Below are 19,176 nucleotides of genomic sequence, written 5' to 3' on the forward strand. Positions count from 1 at the left end.
ATAATGAAAGGTCGCATATTTATGCGGCCTTTTTTTTATTCTCTTTTTAGTATGGATGGATCATCATAAAAAATATGTGTGGAAAATCATTCTCTTCAAGACGTTTTTATATTATTATAAAACTTCTAAAGCACTAGTCTTTGATGACATTATAGGCTTGTGCTAATATTAACAATGTTACTATTTCTTTAAGTTACTATAGGGGGACAACATAATGGCACAAGTCAATCATGGCCAAATAGAAGAAGCGATTCGATTAATATTAGAAGCAATTGGAGAGAATCCTAATAGAGAAGGTTTATTAGATACGCCAAAGCGAGTGGCGAAAATGTATGCAGAAGTATTTTCGGGAATCGATCATGACCCGAAAGAATACTTTGAAACGATATTTACTGAGGATCATGAAGAATTGGTACTTGTAAAGGATATTCCTTTCTATTCCATGTGCGAGCATCATCTTGTCCCTTTTTACGGAAGAGCACATGTTGCGTACATCCCGAAAGACGGTAGAGTGGCTGGTTTAAGTAAACTGGCAAGAGCGGTTGAATCCGTTGCGAAGCGGCCTCAGCTTCAAGAAAGAATCACCTCTACCGTGGCGGATACAATGATGGAGACACTTGAACCACATGGTGTGATGGTTGTAGTTGAAGCAGAGCATATGTGCATGACCATGAGAGGTGTAAAGAAGCCTGGTTCAAGTACAGTGACAACAGCTGTGAGAGGTTCGTTTAAAGAAGACCCTCAAGCACGTAGCGAAGTTCTTACTTTTATTAAGAATTAGGAGGGATCAAGGATGAATTCAAATGATTATATCGTCATTAAAGCAATTGAAGATGGTGTGAATGTGATTGGGCTTACCAGGGGGACAGACACCCGTTTTCATCATTCAGAGAAGCTTGATAAAGGTGAAGTCATGATTGCGCAGTTCACTGATCATACCTCTGCGATTAAAGTAAGAGGAAAGGCAACCATCGTCACCAGCTACGGTGAAGTGGAAAGTGATAACAAGAAATAATACTCTATCCGGCTTTCACTGTGTAGAGAAGATAAAGGTGGGACGGACTAAGAAGTAACGCTTCGTGGTCGTCCCCTTTGTTATAGTCAGCTTTCTGTAGGGTAAGAGTGGTTCCCTATTGCTGTGGATTTTATGGTATAATATCTAATGCTGAAATTTTTAGACTGATACATAGTAGAAATGGGGATTAAAGGGTATGAAATTCATTGATTGTAACCATCAAGCGAATATCATTCATCAATACATAGAAGAGCAGTTACATCACTCTTACCTTAAGGAGTATATCGATCAACCGTATATTGATCGTGACCGAATTTATTTCCTGCTCCTGCCTTTTGCAAGTGAAGGCCGGACCATGAATGAAGAAGTGGTACAGTGGATTTCGACTGCCATGTTATTGCAGATAGCCCTTGATACCCATGAAAAGGTTACAATCTCTGAGCGTGACTCCTTGAAAGAAAGGCAGCTGACGGTTCTGGCTGGAGTGTACTTTAGTAGCCTTTATTACAAAATTCTCGCAAACACAGATGATGTAGACCTGATTGCACATTTAGCAAAAGCCATCAAAGAAGTGAATGAAAGTAAAATTTCCATTTACAAGGATGAGCATAAAAACCTTGATGACCTCATTAAAAGGGTGAAAAAAAGAGAGTCAGCGATCGTGTCCGAATTTTATCATTTTTTTGAAGATGACATATGGATCGAAATCGTTGGGGAGTCGCTGCTTTACAAGAAACTTCTTCAAGAAAAGGTATGCCTGGAACATTCAAGGGATACAAGTTTTATTAAGGCGCTTTCCGCTTTAATGAATAACAGAGAAAACGGTGGGGCAGATATGCAGTTACCGAAAGAACACTCCAATCGCCTTATATCCCAACTGGACGAATTAATTGGGGAGACGAAGAGATCGATCCAAGCTCATTTAGACAACATAGAACCTGTCACACCCTATTTTAAAAAGATGATTGTACAATTGTTTCCCTATGCTGAGCCTGAACCAATGACCAAACTATATGCGGAAGAAGGGTAAAACGAAATGCAGCAGTCCAAAGAACAAAGAGTCCATGGAGTATTTGAAAAGATTTATTCGAACTATGACAAGATGAATTCGGTAATTAGTTTCCAACAGCATAAAAAGTGGAGAAAAGAAACGATGAAACATATGGACGTAAAGAGAGGGACAGAGGCTCTCGACGTATGCTGTGGAACCGCGGATTGGACATTGGCAATAGGTGAAGAAGTTGGTGAAACAGGGAAGGTAGTAGGCCTTGATTTCAGCCAGAATATGCTCTCAATCGGCGAAGATAAAGTAAATAGTTCCCATTTGAATAACATTGAACTTATTCATGGGAATGCAATGGAGCTGCCTTTTGACGATGATTCATTTGATTATGTAACGATTGGGTTCGGCTTGCGAAATGTCCCGGACTATCTCCATGTTCTTAAAGAAATGTATAGGGTCGTTAAGCCTGGAGGTATGGTTGTTTGTCTTGAAACCTCCCAACCTACTATGTTTGGATTCAAACAGCTTTATTTCATGTATTTTCGCTTCGTTATGCCTGTGTTCGGAAAGGTATTTGCAAAGAGCTTTACCGAATATTCATGGCTACAGGAATCTGCAAGAGATTTCCCGGGGATGAAGGAGCTTGCAACGATGTTTAAAGATGCAGGCTTTAAAGATATACATGTAAAGCCCTATAGTGGCGGGGTTGCCGCTATGCATTCGGGGAGAAAGTAAGAAATTCGTAAATTAGGTGGAAAAACTATGAAGCTAAACAGGATGTATTCGTTTCTTAAAACGGATATAGATGAAATTGAAAAGGAATTGGAAGTGGCGATAGAGTCCGAGTCCCAGCTTTTACAAGAAGCGTCCCTTCATCTTCTGCAGGCTGGTGGCAAGAGAATCCGTCCTGTTTTTGTCTTATTGTCAGCTAAGTTTGGACAATATGACATCAATATTGTGAAGAATGTGGCTGTAGCGCTTGAGTTAATGCACATGGCTTCCCTAGTACATGATGATGTCATTGATGATGCGGAATTAAGAAGGGGAAAGCCGACGATTAAAGCTCAATGGGATAACCGGATCGCCATGTATACCGGGGACTATATCTTTGCAAGGGCTCTGGAGTACATGACTCAAATCAAGGTACCAGAAGCACACCAAATTCTATCTCACACGCTTGTTGAACTTTGCAAGGGAGAAATCGCACAGATCGAAGATAAATATCAATTTGACCAGAATTTGCGAAATTATCTTTTACGAATTAAAAGGAAAACAGCCCTGCTTATCGCGGTAAGTTGCCAGTTGGGGGCCATTTCATCAGGTGCTCCGGAAGAAATCCATAGACGATTATACCGTTTTGGTTATAATGTGGGAATGAGCTTTCAGATTACAGACGATATATTGGACCTTACAGCGAGTGAAGAAGAATTAGGGAAGCCTGCTGGAAGTGATTTATGGCAAGGGAATATCACCCTTCCAATTTTATATGCAATGGAGAATCCGACTCTAAAATCGAAAATTGAAAAAGTATCCGAGTATACTTCCCGTGATGAGATGAAAGAAATCATTGCGTCCATCCGTGGAACAGATGCCATAGAGCGCTCTCATCAGCTGAGTGGAATGTATTTAGACAGAGCACTGAAAGATTTAGAGCACCTGCCATACAATCGGGTGAAGAAAACCTTGAAAAATATTGCAAACTATATCGGCAAGAGAAAATATTAAGAAAATTTAAAATGGAAACGTTGCCAAAACCCCCAATCAGTGTTACTATTTTCGTGGGATGTCCTTAGGACTTCTATACATACATAATTTAGGAGTGGGGAATATGGAAAAGACGTTTTTAATGGTAAAGCCTGACGGCGTACAAAGAGGGTTAATCGGTGACATCGTATCACGTTTTGAAAAAAAGGGCTTCCAATTAGTTGGAGCAAAGCTTATGAGCATTTCAGATGACCTGGCTAAAGAGCATTATGGCGAGCATAAAGAAAGACCATTCTTTGGAGAGCTTGTTGATTTCATTACTTCTGGACCTGTCTTTGCAATGGTTTGGCAAGGTGAAAATGTTATCACAACAGCTCGTGGAATGATGGGCGCAACAAATCCTAAGGATGCTGCTCTTGGCACGATCCGCGGTGATTTCGGACTTACTGTCGGAAAGAATATTATTCACGGTTCTGACTCTGCTGAAAGCGCTGTTAGAGAAATTGGGTTATTCTTTAAAGAGGAAGAGCTAGTGGAATATTCTAAGTTAATGAATGAGTGGGTTTACTAATATACTACTAACTATAATAGGGATAGCAAATATCCTTTTAACAGATTTTATTGTACAGAAGCAAGTCGTTTTAGGACGACTTGCTTTTTTTCTATGGATTTTGCTTTAAGTTTTTGTTGGAATGTTCGATATAGTAAATATAGCCTTATACATTAAGGTAGCAAAGAGAGTGTGGATCCTAATGTCAAATGATTATAGTGAATTTATTCTAGGGATAAAACGGAAGACGGGCATCGATTTAGCACTATACAAAGAAGCCCAAATGAAGCGCAGGCTGACCGCATTATACGAAAAGAAGAGATACGGAAGTTTTCAAGAGTTCTTTAGTGCGTTAAATCGGGATGAAAAAGAAATGGAAGAATTTCTTGATAGAATGACGATTAATGTTTCAGAATTTTTTCGTAATTATAAACGATGGGAAATTCTTGAGACTAAAATCTTACCGAGAATATTAAATGAGAATAAATCTCTCAAACTCTGGAGTGCAGCATGTTCTACTGGGGAGGAACCTTATACCCTTTCCATGATGATGTCCAAGTATACCCCTCAAATAAAAGCATCGATAACGGCCACGGACATTGATAAAAATGCCCTTCAACGAGCAATGAATGGTGTCTATCCAGAACGTTCATTGAATGAAGTCCCACCTGGGATGAAAGAGGTATTTTTCACCCAAGAAGGTGCCCTGTATAAATTGAAAGACGAAGTGAAGAAAGCAGTAACATTTAAACAGCAAAACTTATTGTCTGATCCCTTCGAAGGGATGTATGACCTGATTGTTTGCAGAAACGTTTTAATTTATTTTACAGAAGATGCAAAAAATCTTTTATACAAAAAATTTCATGCTTCATTAAAGCCAGGTGGCGTTCTTTTTGTAGGCAGTACAGAACAAATCTTCAATCCTTCACAATACGGTTTTGAAACAGAAGACACATTTTTCTACAAAAAAATGTAAAAACTACGATGTCAATCTTCATATTTTTGGACGCATGCTTCATTCCCTAAGGGTGATGAACACTCTGCGAATTCCAAATATGGCAGATTTACATCGTTTTTTCTTTATGAAGGAACTGATTATTAGAAAATTAATTAAACTTTAAGACTAGGAAAGAATATAAATTATATGTTATATTGGTACATAATTCTTTAACGAGTTGAAGGGGGAAAGCAAAATGAGATACTTAACATCTGGAGAATCACATGGACCACAATTAACGACCATCATTGAAGGGCTTCCGGCAGGCATGCCATTAGAAGCGGAAGATATCAATGATAACTTGGCGAGAAGACAAAAAGGATATGGTCGTGGTAGAAGAATGCAAATTGAGAAAGACCGTGCCTCTATTGTAGGTGGAGTGAGACATGGAGAGACCCTTGGATCACCCCTCGGGCTGGTAGTGGAGAATAAGGACTGGACCCACTGGACGAAAGTGATGGGGATCGAACCCCTTGAAGAGGGACAGGAAGAGGAAGTAAAGAGAAAGATTTCAAGACCGAGGCCTGGTCACGCTGATCTTGTTGGTGGAATGAAATATGGACATAGAGATTTAAGAAATGTATTGGAAAGGTCTTCAGCTAGAGAGACGACTGTCAGAGTGGCAGCAGGAGCCGTTGCGAAGAAACTATTGAAGTTATTAGGGATCGACGTAGTCGGTCATGTTCTTGAAATTGGCGGAATCAAATCAGAGAAAGTTGATTATGATTCCATCGATGATTTGAGGGATATTACAGAGGCATCTCCTGTCCGTTGTCTGGATGAAGAAGCGGCACAGAAAATGATGAACTTAATCGATGAAGCGAAGCAAAATGGGGATTCAATCGGTGGGGTTGTCGAGGTCATCGTCGAGGGCATGCCGTCTGGAATCGGAAGTTATGTTCATTACGACCGTAAGCTGGATGCGAAAATTGCCATGGCAGTTATGAGTATAAATGCATTCAAAGGTGTCGAATTTGGATTGGGCTTTGAGATGGCTAGAAAACCGGGAAGTGAAGTCCATGATGAAATTGGGTGGAGTGAAGAACGAGGGTACTACCGTGAAACGAATCGTTTAGGTGGCTTTGAAGGTGGCATGACCACAGGGATGCCAATCCGAGTCAAAGGGGTCATGAAGCCGATTCCTACTCTATATAAACCCCTACAGAGTGTGGATATCGAAACCAAGGAACCGTTTAAGGCGAGTATCGAAAGATCAGATAGCTGTGCGGTGCCTGCTGCAAGCGTGGTCGCAGAAGCAGTAGTCGCCTGGGAGCTTGCTTCAGCCATCGTGGAACAATTCAATAGTGACCAATTTGATAAACTTTCTGAAGAGATCAATAGACAACGTCAAGAATCTAAGGAGTATTAATGAAATGAAACAGGTAACCATTCAAACTGCTTCCAAAACGTATGAGGTGAAAATTGGAGTAGAGATGACGAATGAGATAGTTTCTTTTATTAAGGAGTCTTTTCCAGGTGTTTCTAAGCTTTGGCTGATTGCGGATGAAGAGGTATACAAGATGCATGGTAAGGTATTAACAGATCTGTTACAGGATTCATATGACGTAACCACCTTTAAGGCTCCTCAAGGTGAAAAGGCGAAAAGCTTTGCTGCGTATGAAGATGCTATCACCCATGGAATGAAAAACCATGTTGACCGCGGGTCTCTAGTGATTGCTTTCGGGGGAGGAGCCATAGGAGACCTTGCCGGATTCGTCGCATCTACGTACATGAGAGGAATCCCTTTCATCAGTGTACCGACAACGATACTCGCTCATGACAGTGCCGTTGGTGGGAAAGTAGCAATCAATCACCCGCTTGGGAAAAATATGGTAGGCCAGTTTTATCAGCCGGAAGCTGTATTTTTTGATCTGGATTACTTTACGACTTTACCAAAAACGGAAGTGCTATCCGGTTTCTCAGAAGTGATAAAACATGCCCTTTTATCTGATACCCACTTCTTAGATGAACTGATGCATTCCTTCCGTACGGCGAATCATCTTGATACGAATTTCTTAATGGATTGCATTCTAAAAGGAATTCGAGTTAAAGGAGAAATCGTTTCCAAGGATGAAAGGGAGTCCAATATTCGGGCATTCTTAAACTTTGGTCATACGTATGGTCACGCTGTTGAGAGTGCAAGCGGCTATGGAAATCGGACTCATGGTGAATCGGTCATGATCGGAATGGTTTATGCATTGTTTCTTAGTGAACAATACTGCAATCTTTCGTTTAACCTGAAATCATTCATTGAATGGATTACCTCTCTTGGTTATAATCTGAACGTTCCGCCAAGCATCAGCTTTGAAACATTATACGAAGGTATGAAACATGATAAGAAATCACAAAATGGGCATCCTGTCTTTGTATTATTAAAGGAGATTGGTGAACCAGCCATGGTGAACGTAAACCATGAAGACTTAAAACGAGCGGACGAATTTATTCGTCAGTTATAAATCCGCCCTGTGATTCAAGGAAGAATGATGAAAAATAGAAAAAGGGAGAGTGGAAGAATGATCAGGGGAATTCGAGGTGCCACTACAGCAGATCGTGATAATGAAAAGGAAATTCTCCTTTCAACTGAAAGTCTCTTAAGGGAAATGATTATACATAATACAATAAAGGCAGAAAATGTCGCATCTGTATTTATTTCTGCTACAAGCGACATATCAGGCGTATTTCCTGCTAAAGCATTGAGAAGCTTTGAAGAATGGAAATATGTCCCGGTGATGTGTATGCAAGAATTGGACGTCCCACACGGATTGCCCCTCTGCATCAGAGTAATGATCCACTATAATACATCTACACCTCAGAAGGATATTCAACATATCTATATGAAAAATGCAGTAAGCTTGCGTCCTGACTTGAAAAAGGATTAGCTTCTATTTGAGGAAGAGACTGAAATATGAAATTGACTGAAAGGAAGTTAAACATGAAGTGGAAATCTCAAATTCAAAATCTTAAAGCATATCAGCCTGGTAAAACGATGGATGATGTGAAAGAGCAATTCAACCTAGAGAAAGTTGTGAAACTTGCATCAAATGAAAACCCATTTGGCTGTTCTAAAAACGTAGAAGCATTTCTTAAAACGAACGCACTTTCTCACGCGATTTATCCTGACGGCTATGCGAAGGAATTACGCATGAAGGTGGCTGAACATCTATCTGTAGACACCCGGCAATTACTGTTTGGAAATGGGTCAGACGAAGTGATTGAGATTATCGCAAGGGCTTTATTAGATGGAGACAAAAGCACCGTAATGGCAACGCCGACCTTCCCTCAATATAAACACAATGCGATAGTTGAAGGCGCAGAAATAAGAGAAGTGCCTCTTGATCCTGCTGGTAGACATCAATTGTCCAAAATGCTCGAAGAAATTGATGATACCACTTCCATCGTTTGGCTTTGCTCACCTAATAATCCCACTGGGGAATATATCAGGAAGAAGGAGCTTATATCCTTTTTAGATTGTGTTCCTTCACATGTCCTTGTTGTACTCGATGAGGCGTATTATGAATATGTAGTGGCAGAGGATTATTACGATTCCTTGGAATTATTGAAATCATATCCTCAATTATTAATCACTCGTACATTTTCCAAGGCATACGGTCTAGCCGGTTTTCGAGTGGGGTTTGGGATTGGGAATCAAGACGTGATCGGAAAGTTAGAGCCCATCCGTGAACCGTTTAATAATAATACGTTAGCTCAAGGGGCTGCTGCTGCTGCGATAGATGACCAGGTCTTTATAGAGCAATGCAGGGACCATAATCGGAACGGTCTTGAACAATATTACCGTTTCTGTAAAAACAATAGCCTGGACTATATTCCTTCACAAGCAAACTTTATATTAATCGATTTCGGAGTGAGCGGAGATGATGTATTTCAATACCTCATGAGTAAGGGTTTCATTGTAAGGTCCGGAGAAGCTTTAGGGTATCCTCATTCCGTCAGAGTAACGGTAGGGTCTCATGAACAAAATGAAGAGGTCATTGAGAATATGAAGGAATTTTTAGCCCTAAAGTAGGAATGTCGGAGAGGGCTTGGTCCTTTCCGACTTTTTTTCAAATCAAATGAGGTGGACAACTATGAACGGAACGGTGCTTGTCATTGGGATGGGGTTAATTGGAGGATCCCTGGCCATGGTAATTAAAAATGAACATCCAAATGCTAAAATCATCGGACATGATGTCAATCAAAAAGAGCTAAGGCTTGCAAAATCTCTAGGCATTATCGATGAAATGTCAATATCCTTACAGGAGGCTGCTGAACAAGCGGATCTGATTATCATCTCCACTCCTGTTTTTCAAACAGAAACGATCATCGAACAATTTCAAGGATTTGTTCTTAAAGAGACGGTAATAATCACTGATACTGGAAGCACAAAGGAACAAATCATGAAATCCTCCGAAATGTTAACGGAAAGAGGGTTTCAATTTATTGGTGGACACCCTATGGCAGGGTCACATAAAAGTGGAGTAGCAGCTGCTAAAGAAATTTTATTCGAAAATGCCTTTTACATGCTCACTCCAGGTCCTAACTCCTCTGAGGAAAACGTGAGAAAGCTTAAGGACTGGCTGAGAGGTTCTCATGCGAAATTCTTGATTGTAGAACCAAAAGAGCATGATGAATTGACTGGGATGATTAGTCATTTCCCTCATATTGTTGCGGCTTCCCTCGTTCATCAGGCGCGAATATCCTCTGAGGAACATCCGTATTTGCGTAGGCTGGCAGCAGGAGGATTTCGGGATATCACACGGATTGCTTCATCCAATCCAACTATGTGGAAGGACATCACTCTTCAAAACAGAAGGGTGCTGCTTTCTCTTCTGGAAGATTGGAAGATAGAGATGGAAGAGGTAATGACGATCATTGAAACAAGTGATACACAGAAAATTTTCGACTATTTTCATGAAGCTAAAACATTTCGAGATGATTTACCGATTCTAGAAAAAGGAGCAATCCCTTCATTCTATGATCTTTTTGTTGATGTCCCTGATTACCCTGGTGTGATTTCTGAAGTGACCGGTTATCTTGCACAGGAGGAAATCAGTTTGACGAATATCAGGATTATGGAGACGAGAGAAGATATTTATGGAGTCTTAGTGATTAGTTTTCAAACATCTGAAGACCGTGCGAGAGCTGTTAATTGTTTAAACGAACATACTAGTTATGAATTATTCTTAGGATGAGGGTGGTAAGGATGGAAGGAAAAAAAAGACTGATAAACCCAAAGAAAAGCTTAACGGGTGAACTTCACGTACCTGGAGATAAATCGATTTCACATCGATCTATTATGTTTGGATCCATTGCTGATGGCAAAACGGTCATACATAATTTCCTTATGGGAGAGGATTGTTTAAGCACCATTTCCTGTTTTCGTAAATTAGGTGTTGAAATTGACGTGTCGGACGAGGAAGTAATCGTGCATGGAAAAGGATGGGATCACCTCAAAGAGCCAAAGGATATTCTGGATGTGGGGAACTCGGGAACCACAACTCGACTAATCATGGGGATTTTAGCAGGTAGACCTTTCCATTCGGTTCTAATAGGTGATGACTCGATTGGGAAACGTCCGATGAAAAGGGTGACAGAACCATTGAAACATTTCGGAACGTTAATAGATGGGCGTACTGAAGGTAATTTCACTCCATTATCCATCAGGGGAGGTAACCTAAAGGGGATTCGCTATTCATTACCTGTAGCGAGTGCACAGGTGAAATCAGCTCTTATATTGGCAGGGCTTCAAGCGGAAGGAACGACAGAAATTGTAGAACCTGAACGAACAAGAAATCATACAGAAAAGATGATTGTCGAGTTTGGCGGTACGGTTGAAAGAGACGGAGAAACGATAAAGGTGAAAGGTGGTCAATCCCTGAGAGGAACAGAAATATATGTTCCAGGAGATATTTCCTCTGCAGCATTCTTTATGGTGGCCGCTGCAATCGTTCCTGGTAGCCGTGTTGTATTAAAGAATGTTGGGCTGAATGAAACACGGATAGGCATCGTGGAAGTCATGAAGAAAATGGGCGCGTCTGTAGAAGTGGTCGAACACTCCAAAGAAGGGGAACCGATTGGTGACATTCTGGTGGAATCGTCTGACCTAACAGGTATTGAAATCGGTGGAGATCTCATTCCGTCACTAATTGATGAAATCCCTGTTATCGCCTTATTAGCAACCCAAGCAAGTGGAAAGACGGTCATCAAGGATGCAGAGGAGTTAAAAGTGAAGGAAACCAATCGTATAGATGCGGTCGTAAATGAGCTTTGCAAGCTTGGAGCCGCTATAAAAGGAACAGAAGACGGGATGATCATCGATGGTAAAACGCCTTTGCATGGTGGCGAAGTCCATTCCTGGGGCGACCATCGGATTGGCATGATGCTAGCCGTAGCATCTTTACTGACAGATTCTGATGTATACCTTAATGGATCGGAAGCTGTGAATATTTCGTATCCAAATTTCTTTGATCATGTTAATCAACTGTTATTAAATTGATTCAGTTCTCTCAATTTGGCGGTGATGGGGCTCTTGAGTGCTCTTTCATCGCTCCTTTTTATTTGAACAACCTGCATGGATTCTTCTTTTCTTTCATAGCTTGTCTATAAAGGGAGGGGATGACAGATTGAGCACATATATCATTGATAACGCGAATTGGGTAAAAGATACAAAAATCATTCAAACTTCATTAATGGTGAAAGACAATAAGGTGTCAGCGATCAGGGACAGTTTCACTTATTACCGCTACATGAAAATGGATGTTTCACCTTTTATGATGACGCCTGGCCATGTGATGTGTGACCTGGAAGTGCCCAAGGGGAGCGATTTCAACTCAATTAAGAGCTATTATCTGAATGAATTTATTCATAAAGGATGTACGACGATTTTAACGGCCTTTTCGATAAAGTATGAATATGAGTTTCTGAAAGAACTCAGTGAACGGAAAACCTCATTGTTAAACTGTCCACTTGACTACACAATAGGATTGAAAACACATGCAAAGCTTCTGACTCCATCGATCATACGATTATGTAAGCGGCACAAAGTTCCTGTCATATGGGTTCCTATTGACGAGATGGAATCGTTTAGGGATGTTCGCTGGGGGTGGATCAAAGGATTATTATATGATTACCCTATTACTTTTGTCCCCTTTTTTTCGACAAGTATAGACAATAAAACCAAATTGAAGCATCTTAAAATATGGCAAAATTCGATGGAAATCGAGAAAATACCTCATCTTTCATATGAGATTCCTCAAAAAGCACCCCTACCTTTAGATATACTGAAGAAAATTGGAATATATCCTTTTAGAGGGAATTTTTTGGTGGGTGGAGAATTAAGTTATAACCTCTATTTGAAATCAGATATCGAAAAGGATACAGAGCCCTTATCATTTCTTTATGAACATCATGTGCTAAAATGTACTATGAACAGAGGTAAATATCATTACGTAAATAATGAAGGATATTTTTATCCTGGAGCGGGTGAAGAACTAATCATCCAGACACCGGGTTATTTTATTTAAATGAATACAAGTTTTTTGTAGAAAGGATTTGACCATGTCATACGCGGAACAAATGTTATCTTCTTTAGAAGAAGGGAAATTAGAAGAAGCGAAGAAACAGTATAATCAAGTATTAAAATTTGGAAGTCATGAAGAGAAATATAGCCTTGCTGAAGAATTGCATCATTTGGGATTCTTGGAAGAAGCAAAAGAACTGTATGAGAATCTCCTTCAGTATTATCCCGGTGAGGGAGAGCTTCTTATAGAGCTTGGAGAAGTATTGGTGGAGATGGACAATGAAGAAGAAGCCATCGACAAACTTGCCGAAATAGATGAGGAAGACCCGTCTTATCCACGAGCTTTGCTTCTATTAGCAGACCTTTACCAAATGCAGGGCTTATTTGAAGTAAGTGAACAAAAGCTGTTACAGGCTAAGAAACTCCTGCCGGATGAGCCAGTCATTGATTTCGGACTGGGGGAATTATATTCTGAAACAGGAAGATTCCTTGAAGCGATCAGGCATTATCAGACACTCATTAGGAAAGGGACAACTGAGCTTGGCGGTACAAATGTTCATCAGAGGTTGGCAGAAGCTTTCAGTGTGGGAGGTGCCTTTGAAGAAGCCTTGACACACTACGAGAAAGCGCTGGAAGAACACCTTGAAATCAACACTTTGTTCGGATATGCATTTACTGCGTACCAAGCCGGTTTCTACGAAAAGGCCATTGAAAAGTTTGAATCGGTCAAGGAACTCGACCCTGAATATCACTCCGTTTATCTACTATTGGCTCAATCGTACGAACGTGAAGAAAGGCTAAAGGAAAGCCTGGAAACCGTACAAGAGGGAGTAAAGCAGGATGAATTCAACAAGGAGCTGAATTTATTCGGAGGGAAAATATCCTTGAAACTTGGAATGGAATTAGACGCCGAAGCCTTTCTAAGAGAAGCATTGGCGCTTGATCCGGGTTATTTAGAGGCAGCTCTTGTTATCAATAAATATTTCTTCACACAAGACCGGTTTGATGATGTGTTGGAAATTGCCCAGATGGTTACAGTAGAAGGGGAAGAAGAGCCTCAGATTAATTGGGATCTTGCGAAGGCTTATGAAGGGCTTGAACAATATAATCATGCATTAAAACAATACCGCATTGCATATACTTATTTTAAGAATCATCAAGAGTTTTTACTAGAGTACGGACAATTTTTAGTAGAGGAAGGACTCAGGGGTGAAGCAGTAGAAGTATATAAACACCTGATTGAAATGGATCCTTCAAATGACGAATGGCAGGATTTGATTGAAAGATTGCAAGACTGATCGAGATCAGTGGGGCAAGGGATGCGGATGTTATTGGAAAGCACATGAAGTGCACCTTAAGTGACGAATGCTTCTGAACTTTAGGCTAAGAAAACGGACCTTATAAAAAAAGGATTCTGCAGAGGAGGGAAAACCATGACCACCCCTGTTTCTGTCAACGAGAAGAAAGAATTTATTCGCTGGTTTTTGAACCGATATCAATTAAAAAGAAGAGAATGTGTGTGGATTTTAAATTATCTGATGAGTCATGATCAATTAATGAAAAAGGTTCATTTTGTTGAAGAATCTCAATACTGTCCCAGAGGTTTGGTGATGTCCGCACACTGTGTTGAAGATGTTCCGTTCCGCTTTTACAAAGAAAACATCATGACAACTGATGCAGAAAAGTCATTCCATGATATTCGTTTGAATAAAGATGAAGACATCTATATTCAGCTTAACTTCAGCAAGGCGAATTCAAGTTATCAATTTGCAGCTGTATTGGAAGAAAACCCCTTCATGCCTAAGTATTTATTAATCAATGAGAAAGACAGAGTTGTAGCGGAACAATTCCTGAAAGAGAGCCTTCAATCATTCCAACGGGACCGTTTGTTAAAGGAAATCGATGAAGCGCTGGATACAGGGGACAAAACGACCTTCAAAAAATTGACTAAAGAATTGAATAGCTTAACCTGAAAAATCGAATGAAGAGAACATCTCTTCATTCGATTTTTTTATGGCTTTTTGAGATAGGAAGAATAGAAATGGAGCATACTAATAGCGAGTCTCCTCCAGAAGCTCAACTTACGTACCATGAAAGCGAGTTCCAATCAAGAACCACTTGCTTATGTAAACGTAACAAAAATTACGAAAACAGCCATTTAAAAAGTGAAATCCCTTTTTAAAAAAGGATGTAAAGTGATATGATGGGAAGTGAAAAATGAAATAAAAAGTGAGGGTATTAAATGATTTGGAATGTTAAAGATATTGAAGTATTTGAAGCGGAAAAAGCATACATAGATACGGCTGTCATACCGGTTGTTCCTGTGGATTTCGGGAAAGATATAAGGGTCTCTGCGGCTCAATCAGAATTTATCAATCTACTCACCTTGCATCTTGAAAGGCAGTTCAAGGGCAGGATGATGATGACGCCGACATTTACATATAGACTGTCTGAGTCGAGAGAGGATGGGGCAAGCATGCTGTCTCGGTGGGCGGAAGAATTAAGTGAAAGCGGAGTCAAACATATCTTCTACTTAACATCAGACAGCGGATGGAAACAGGTAGAGGAAATGCTGGGTGATCGCTTGATCTGGGTTCCGTCCATTCCGCTTGAAAATTTGGATGATCAGTACAAGCATTCGATTATGGAAGATCAGGTGAAACAACTGTTAAATGTGATTGTACAAAAATGGCAAAAAAATTCATAAAAACTTCACATTGTTTCCATCTTTTAGATTAGACAGTTATTGACCTTGTATAGAGTTTAATATATCATAGTTATGTCCTAGTTTTATATTTGTGCGAAATATGTCCGACGGACTTACCTTACGATAGAGGGGGGAAAAGGATGAGCAAACATCGTGTATCTAGACGTCAATTCCTTAACTATACACTTACGGGTGTAGGCGGTTTCATGGCGGCAGGAATGTTAATGCCGATGGTTCGCTTTGCAGTTGATCCGGTGTTGAAAACCGAAGCTGCTGGAGATTTTAGAGCGACGAAGCAAAAGGTATCAGAACTAACGAATGAACCAGTACGTGTCGATTTCTCTTATGAGCAAAAAGATGCGTGGTACACATCAGAAGTGACACAAACTGCATGGGTTTATAAAAACAAAGAGGGCAAGGTCATTGCACTTTCACCAGTTTGTAAACACCTTGGTTGTACTGTTAACTGGAATGGGAATCCAGATCATAAAGAAATGTTCTATTGCCCATGTCATGGTGGAATGTATCACAAAAACGGTAAAAATGTACCGGGTACACCACCGACAGCACCGTTGGATTCATATCCAACTAAAGAAAAAGACGGGATTTTATATCTTGGAAAACCAGAACCAAATAAATTTGTTAAGTAAGGGGGCGTAATCTGTGCTGAACAAAATCTATGATTGGGTTGACGAGCGTTTAGACATTACGCCTATGTGGCGCGATATCGCGGATCACGAAGTACCTGAACATGTAAACCCTGCGCATCACTTTTCCGCGTTTGTTTACTGTTTCGGCGGGCTGACATTCTTCGTAACCGTAATTCAAATTTTATCTGGAATGTTCTTAACAATGTACTATGTTCCAGATATTAAGAACGCTTGGGAATCTGTGTATTATCTGCAAAATGAAGTTGCTTTTGGACAAATTGTCCGCGGGATGCATCACTGGGGAGCTAGCTTGGTTATCGTAATGATGTTTTTACATACTCTGCGCGTATTCTTCCAAGGTGCATACAAAAAACCTCGTGAATTGAACTGGGTTGTTGGAGTTCTTATTTTCTTCGTTATGTTAGGGCTTGGATTCACTGGTTACTTACTACCGTGGGATATGAAAGCGCTATTCGCAACGAAAGTTGGCCTTGAAATTGCTGGAGCGACTCCATTTATTGGAGATCAAGTGAAAATGCTATTAGCAGGAGATGCTCATATTGTCGGAGCTCAAACTCTTACTCGTTTCTTCGCTATTCACGTCTTCTTCTTGCCAGCTGCTCTACTTGGATTAATGGGAGCTCACTTCTTGATGATCCGTAAGCAAGGTATTTCTGGACCACTATAAGAAACAATGTAATTTATTAACCTAATAAAAGGAGGGGGACACTATGCATCGAGGAAAAGGGATGAAGTTTGTAGGGGACTCCCGTGTTCCTGCAGACAGAAAGCCGAATATACCGAAAGACTATTCGGAGTTCCCTGGTAAAACAGAAGCTTTCTGGCCAAACTTCTTATTAAAAGAGTGGCTGGTTGGAGCTGTTTTCCTAATCGGTTATCTATGCTTGACGATTGCTCATCCATCGCCGCTTGAGCGGATTGCCGATCCGACGGATACCGGATATATTCCATTACCTGACTGGTATTTCTTATTCTTATACCAATTACTTAAGTACACTTATGCATCGGGACCTTACAATGTCATTGGAGCGTTTGTTATTCCTGGAATCGCATTTGGGGCACTTTTACTTGCACCATTCATTGATGTGGGACCTGAACGTCGTCCAACAAAACGTCCTTTTGCAGTAGGATTCATGTTATTGGCATTAGCAGCTACTTACTTCTTAACTTGGGAGTCAGTTGCCACTCACGATTGGGCAGCCGCTGAAGAACAAGGTAAGATCCGTGCTGAAGTTGATATCGATAAAGAATCTGAAGGGTATAAAATCTTTTCTGATCAGAAAAATGGTTGTATTAACTGTCATGGTGAAAATCTGCAAGGTGGAGCAGGTCCATCCTTAGTCGGAACTGGACTGGCACCTGAAGAAATTGCTAAAATTGCAAAAAATGGTAAACCACCAGGTATGCCTGCAGGTTTATTTAAAGGGACAGATGAAGAGTTGAAAAAACTATCTGAATTTATCTCTGGTTTAGAAGAGTAATTAGAAAAAAGGGCCGGCTTATGTTGGCTCTTTTTTTCTACTTGAAAGCGAGAGGATGAACAAATGCTCTGGATCATGACCACCTTGAGAAATAGAACATTTTTATGGCTGCTTCTTATCATTAACGCACTTGGTACACTGTATGGATACATATGGTATATTCCTCAACTACGAAATACTCCCATGCAATTTTTATTATTTGTTCCTGATAGCCCCACTGCGAGTCTGTTTTTTTGTTTTGTACTCGTTGCATTTTTACTCAATCGAAATTGGCCTTTATTTGAAGTGCTGGCTATTATCACTTTATTTAAATATGGTGTTTGGGCAGTGATTATGAATCTTTTGACATTATGGGTGTCCGGTGATTTGCCATGGGAAGGGTATATGCTGATGGCGTCACATGGGGCAATGGCCATTCAAGGTATCCTATACTCATCTTTTTACAGGGTTAAAATGTGGCATATCGTTGTAGGTGCCATTTGGACCATACATAATGATATCATCGACTATGTATATATGCAGTTTCCGGTTTACTCCAAATTGTATATGTATATCCAACATATTGGCTATTTCACTTTCTGGCTCAGTATTGTGTCCATCGCCATCGCCTATTACTTTACTCAAAAAACGAACCGTTCTCGTATCCACTACAACTTCGAATGATTTCTTGGTCTACTCTTGTCCACCCTTTCATAAACTTTACTAGTAGTTTTAGGGGGGACAAGTATGAAATTTATCCAATTCATTGTCACGCTTTTCTTTTTTCTCATTTTATTACCTCACCCATTAAATGCAGTAGAGTCTACGTCTCCGGTGAACGATCTAGATGAAATTGCCGATCAGGCCTTGCAAATGACCAAAGCTGGAAAATATGAAGAAGCGAAACATCTATTGGCATATTTTTCAGATGAGTTTGTATCTTTAAATGTCCAACGATCATTTTCAATGGATGAGCTTAGGATTCTCACCATCTCACATAATCACGCATTGGAAAGCATCAATCAAACCTCTTCTGACTTAGAGCAGAAAGTGAATGCCGTTACAAAGTTCCGCCTTGTGATGGATGCTCTGAACAGTCAATATCAGCCTTTGTGGGTTGAAATGGAGGATCCGATAATGGATGCCCTTAATGGAGTGAAGACGGCAGCGGAAAATGGGAACGTTGAAGACTATCACGCAACGTTGAATGTGTTCTTATCAAAATATAACATCATTCAACCTAGTATTAAATTAGATATCCCGGTTGAACGGGCTCAATCATTAGACGCAAGGATTTCTTACTTGGATCATTATCGACAGGATGTGCTGGAAAATACGGAAACGATGAGTGAACTTGCGTCATTGGAAACCGATCTTCAAAAATTATTCGAAAACATGACAGAAGATGAAGCGGATCCTTCTCTATGGTGGGTGATTATTTCAACAGGCAGTATCATCGTTTCTACATTATCTTATGTAGGCTGGAGAAAATATAAGGGATACGGCGAAACGAAAAAATCAGAACGCCAAAAAAATTGACAGCGAGCTTTTGT

Annotated in this window: 22 protein-coding genes; all 22 read left to right on the forward strand. The window is 40.3% G+C overall.

All coding sequences use genetic code 11. The features are described from left to right. Nucleotides 1-214 precede the first annotated feature (214 nt). The 22 genes from folE (at nt 215) to ypjB (ending at nt 19,162) form a co-directional block, all read left to right on the forward strand. Complete coding sequence (folE, locus tag FGG79_RS00980) at nt 215-781, forward strand: GTP cyclohydrolase I FolE (protein ID WP_138775749.1); 567 nt, start codon at nt 215-217, stop codon at nt 779-781. Nucleotides 782-793: 12 nt separating this feature from the next. After that, on the forward strand, nt 794-1,015 hold the full coding sequence (mtrB, locus tag FGG79_RS00985) for a trp RNA-binding attenuation protein MtrB (RefSeq protein ID WP_034758340.1): 222 nt from the start codon (nt 794-796) through the stop codon (nt 1,013-1,015). A 196-nt stretch (nt 1,016-1,211) separates the two neighbouring features. Next, a complete protein-coding gene (locus FGG79_RS00990; RefSeq protein ID WP_138775751.1) occupies nt 1,212-2,045 on the forward strand; it encodes a heptaprenyl diphosphate synthase component 1 in 834 nt (277 codons plus the stop codon). A gap of 6 nt (nt 2,046-2,051) precedes the next feature. Further along, a complete protein-coding gene (locus FGG79_RS00995) occupies nt 2,052-2,753 on the forward strand; it encodes a demethylmenaquinone methyltransferase (RefSeq protein WP_138775753.1) in 702 nt (233 codons plus the stop codon). Nucleotides 2,754-2,780: 27 nt separating this feature from the next. Beyond that, nucleotides 2,781-3,743, forward strand: coding sequence for a heptaprenyl diphosphate synthase component II (gene hepT, locus FGG79_RS01000; protein WP_138775755.1), 963 nt, complete (start codon nt 2,781-2,783; stop codon nt 3,741-3,743). Nucleotides 3,744-3,846: 103 nt separating this feature from the next. After that, a complete protein-coding gene (gene ndk / locus FGG79_RS01005) occupies nt 3,847-4,293 on the forward strand; it encodes a nucleoside-diphosphate kinase (protein WP_138775758.1) in 447 nt (148 codons plus the stop codon). 181 nt (nt 4,294-4,474) lie between these two features. After that, nucleotides 4,475-5,248, forward strand: a complete 774-nt coding sequence (locus FGG79_RS01010; RefSeq protein WP_138775760.1) for a CheR family methyltransferase — start codon at nt 4,475-4,477, stop codon at nt 5,246-5,248. A 217-nt stretch (nt 5,249-5,465) separates the two neighbouring features. Continuing rightward, nucleotides 5,466-6,638 (forward strand): chorismate synthase, encoded by a 1,173-nt coding sequence (gene aroC / locus FGG79_RS01015; protein ID WP_138775762.1) that lies wholly within the window; start codon nt 5,466-5,468, stop codon nt 6,636-6,638. 4 nt (nt 6,639-6,642) lie between these two features. After that, nucleotides 6,643-7,725, forward strand: a complete 1,083-nt coding sequence (gene aroB / locus FGG79_RS01020) for a 3-dehydroquinate synthase (protein ID WP_138775764.1) — start codon at nt 6,643-6,645, stop codon at nt 7,723-7,725. Between the two features lie 57 nt (nt 7,726-7,782). Then, nucleotides 7,783-8,148, forward strand: coding sequence for a chorismate mutase (gene aroH, locus FGG79_RS01025; RefSeq protein ID WP_138775766.1), 366 nt, complete (start codon nt 7,783-7,785; stop codon nt 8,146-8,148). Nucleotides 8,149-8,201: 53 nt separating this feature from the next. Continuing rightward, nucleotides 8,202-9,293, forward strand: coding sequence for a histidinol-phosphate transaminase (gene hisC, locus FGG79_RS01030; RefSeq protein ID WP_138775768.1), 1,092 nt, complete (start codon nt 8,202-8,204; stop codon nt 9,291-9,293). A gap of 61 nt (nt 9,294-9,354) precedes the next feature. Next, nucleotides 9,355-10,458 carry a prephenate dehydrogenase gene (locus tag FGG79_RS01035; RefSeq protein WP_138775770.1) on the forward strand — a complete coding sequence of 368 codons (1,104 nt, stop codon included), beginning with the start codon at nt 9,355-9,357 and terminating at the stop codon, nt 10,456-10,458. An 11-nt stretch (nt 10,459-10,469) separates the two neighbouring features. Further along, nucleotides 10,470-11,762, forward strand: a complete 1,293-nt coding sequence (aroA, locus tag FGG79_RS01040) for a 3-phosphoshikimate 1-carboxyvinyltransferase (protein ID WP_138775772.1) — start codon at nt 10,470-10,472, stop codon at nt 11,760-11,762. Between the two features lie 127 nt (nt 11,763-11,889). Next, the gene (locus tag FGG79_RS01045) at nt 11,890-12,789 is read left to right on the forward strand and encodes a hypothetical protein (protein WP_138775775.1); all 900 of its coding nucleotides are present in this window, start codon (nt 11,890-11,892) and stop codon (nt 12,787-12,789) included. Between the two features lie 34 nt (nt 12,790-12,823). After that, nucleotides 12,824-14,083 (forward strand): tetratricopeptide repeat protein, encoded by a 1,260-nt coding sequence (locus FGG79_RS01050; RefSeq protein ID WP_138775777.1) that lies wholly within the window; start codon nt 12,824-12,826, stop codon nt 14,081-14,083. Nucleotides 14,084-14,218: 135 nt separating this feature from the next. After that, complete coding sequence (locus FGG79_RS01055) at nt 14,219-14,758, forward strand: ReoY family proteolytic degradation factor (protein ID WP_138775779.1); 540 nt, start codon at nt 14,219-14,221, stop codon at nt 14,756-14,758. A gap of 269 nt (nt 14,759-15,027) precedes the next feature. Next, nucleotides 15,028-15,492 (forward strand): YpiF family protein, encoded by a 465-nt coding sequence (locus FGG79_RS01060; protein ID WP_138775781.1) that lies wholly within the window; start codon nt 15,028-15,030, stop codon nt 15,490-15,492. Between the two features lie 140 nt (nt 15,493-15,632). Beyond that, nucleotides 15,633-16,142, forward strand: coding sequence for a QcrA and Rieske domain-containing protein (locus FGG79_RS01065; RefSeq protein WP_138775783.1), 510 nt, complete (start codon nt 15,633-15,635; stop codon nt 16,140-16,142). A gap of 13 nt (nt 16,143-16,155) precedes the next feature. Beyond that, nucleotides 16,156-16,830 carry a menaquinol-cytochrome c reductase cytochrome b subunit gene (gene qcrB / locus FGG79_RS01070; RefSeq protein ID WP_138775785.1) on the forward strand — a complete coding sequence of 225 codons (675 nt, stop codon included), beginning with the start codon at nt 16,156-16,158 and terminating at the stop codon, nt 16,828-16,830. 43 nt (nt 16,831-16,873) lie between these two features. After that, nucleotides 16,874-17,644 (forward strand): menaquinol-cytochrome c reductase cytochrome b/c subunit, encoded by a 771-nt coding sequence (locus FGG79_RS01075; RefSeq protein WP_138775787.1) that lies wholly within the window; start codon nt 16,874-16,876, stop codon nt 17,642-17,644. 63 nt (nt 17,645-17,707) lie between these two features. Then, a complete protein-coding gene (gene lhaT / locus FGG79_RS01080) occupies nt 17,708-18,307 on the forward strand; it encodes a lipoprotein heptaprenylglyceryl N-acetyltransferase LhaT (RefSeq protein WP_138775789.1) in 600 nt (199 codons plus the stop codon). A 63-nt stretch (nt 18,308-18,370) separates the two neighbouring features. Then, nucleotides 18,371-19,162 (forward strand): sporulation protein YpjB, encoded by a 792-nt coding sequence (gene ypjB, locus FGG79_RS01085; protein ID WP_138775791.1) that lies wholly within the window; start codon nt 18,371-18,373, stop codon nt 19,160-19,162. The last annotated feature ends 14 nt before the right edge of the window (nt 19,163-19,176 follow it).

The sequence above is a fragment of the Bacillus sp. BHET2 genome (assembly GCF_005938125.1).
Taxonomy (GTDB): Bacteria; Bacillota; Bacilli; order Bacillales; family Bacillaceae_B; genus Rossellomorea.

Excerpts from the sequence above, each read along its gene's own strand:
- aroC (WP_138775762.1), top strand. The coding sequence starts at position 5,466 with ATGAGATACTTAACATCTGGAGAATCACATGGACCACAATTAACGACC.
- ypjB (WP_138775791.1), top strand. The coding sequence starts at position 18,371 with ATGAAATTTATCCAATTCATTGTCACGCTTTTCTTTTTTCTCATTTTA.
- FGG79_RS01010 (WP_138775760.1), top strand. The coding sequence starts at position 4,475 with ATGTCAAATGATTATAGTGAATTTATTCTAGGGATAAAACGGAAGACG.
- hisC (WP_138775768.1), top strand. The coding sequence starts at position 8,202 with ATGAAGTGGAAATCTCAAATTCAAAATCTTAAAGCATATCAGCCTGGT.
- ndk (WP_138775758.1), top strand. The coding sequence starts at position 3,847 with ATGGAAAAGACGTTTTTAATGGTAAAGCCTGACGGCGTACAAAGAGGG.
- aroH (WP_138775766.1), top strand. The coding sequence starts at position 7,783 with ATGATCAGGGGAATTCGAGGTGCCACTACAGCAGATCGTGATAATGAA.
- aroB (WP_138775764.1), top strand. The coding sequence starts at position 6,643 with ATGAAACAGGTAACCATTCAAACTGCTTCCAAAACGTATGAGGTGAAA.
- FGG79_RS01050 (WP_138775777.1), top strand. The coding sequence starts at position 12,824 with ATGTCATACGCGGAACAAATGTTATCTTCTTTAGAAGAAGGGAAATTA.
- FGG79_RS00995 (WP_138775753.1), top strand. The coding sequence starts at position 2,052 with ATGCAGCAGTCCAAAGAACAAAGAGTCCATGGAGTATTTGAAAAGATT.
- FGG79_RS01075 (WP_138775787.1), top strand. The coding sequence starts at position 16,874 with ATGCATCGAGGAAAAGGGATGAAGTTTGTAGGGGACTCCCGTGTTCCT.
- mtrB (WP_034758340.1), top strand. The coding sequence starts at position 794 with ATGAATTCAAATGATTATATCGTCATTAAAGCAATTGAAGATGGTGTG.
- hepT (WP_138775755.1), top strand. The coding sequence starts at position 2,781 with ATGAAGCTAAACAGGATGTATTCGTTTCTTAAAACGGATATAGATGAA.
- FGG79_RS01065 (WP_138775783.1), top strand. The coding sequence starts at position 15,633 with ATGAGCAAACATCGTGTATCTAGACGTCAATTCCTTAACTATACACTT.
- FGG79_RS00990 (WP_138775751.1), top strand. The coding sequence starts at position 1,212 with ATGAAATTCATTGATTGTAACCATCAAGCGAATATCATTCATCAATAC.
- FGG79_RS01060 (WP_138775781.1), top strand. The coding sequence starts at position 15,028 with ATGATTTGGAATGTTAAAGATATTGAAGTATTTGAAGCGGAAAAAGCA.
- FGG79_RS01035 (WP_138775770.1), top strand. The coding sequence starts at position 9,355 with ATGAACGGAACGGTGCTTGTCATTGGGATGGGGTTAATTGGAGGATCC.
- aroA (WP_138775772.1), top strand. The coding sequence starts at position 10,470 with ATGGAAGGAAAAAAAAGACTGATAAACCCAAAGAAAAGCTTAACGGGT.
- folE (WP_138775749.1), top strand. The coding sequence starts at position 215 with ATGGCACAAGTCAATCATGGCCAAATAGAAGAAGCGATTCGATTAATA.
- lhaT (WP_138775789.1), top strand. The coding sequence starts at position 17,708 with ATGCTCTGGATCATGACCACCTTGAGAAATAGAACATTTTTATGGCTG.
- FGG79_RS01055 (WP_138775779.1), top strand. The coding sequence starts at position 14,219 with ATGACCACCCCTGTTTCTGTCAACGAGAAGAAAGAATTTATTCGCTGG.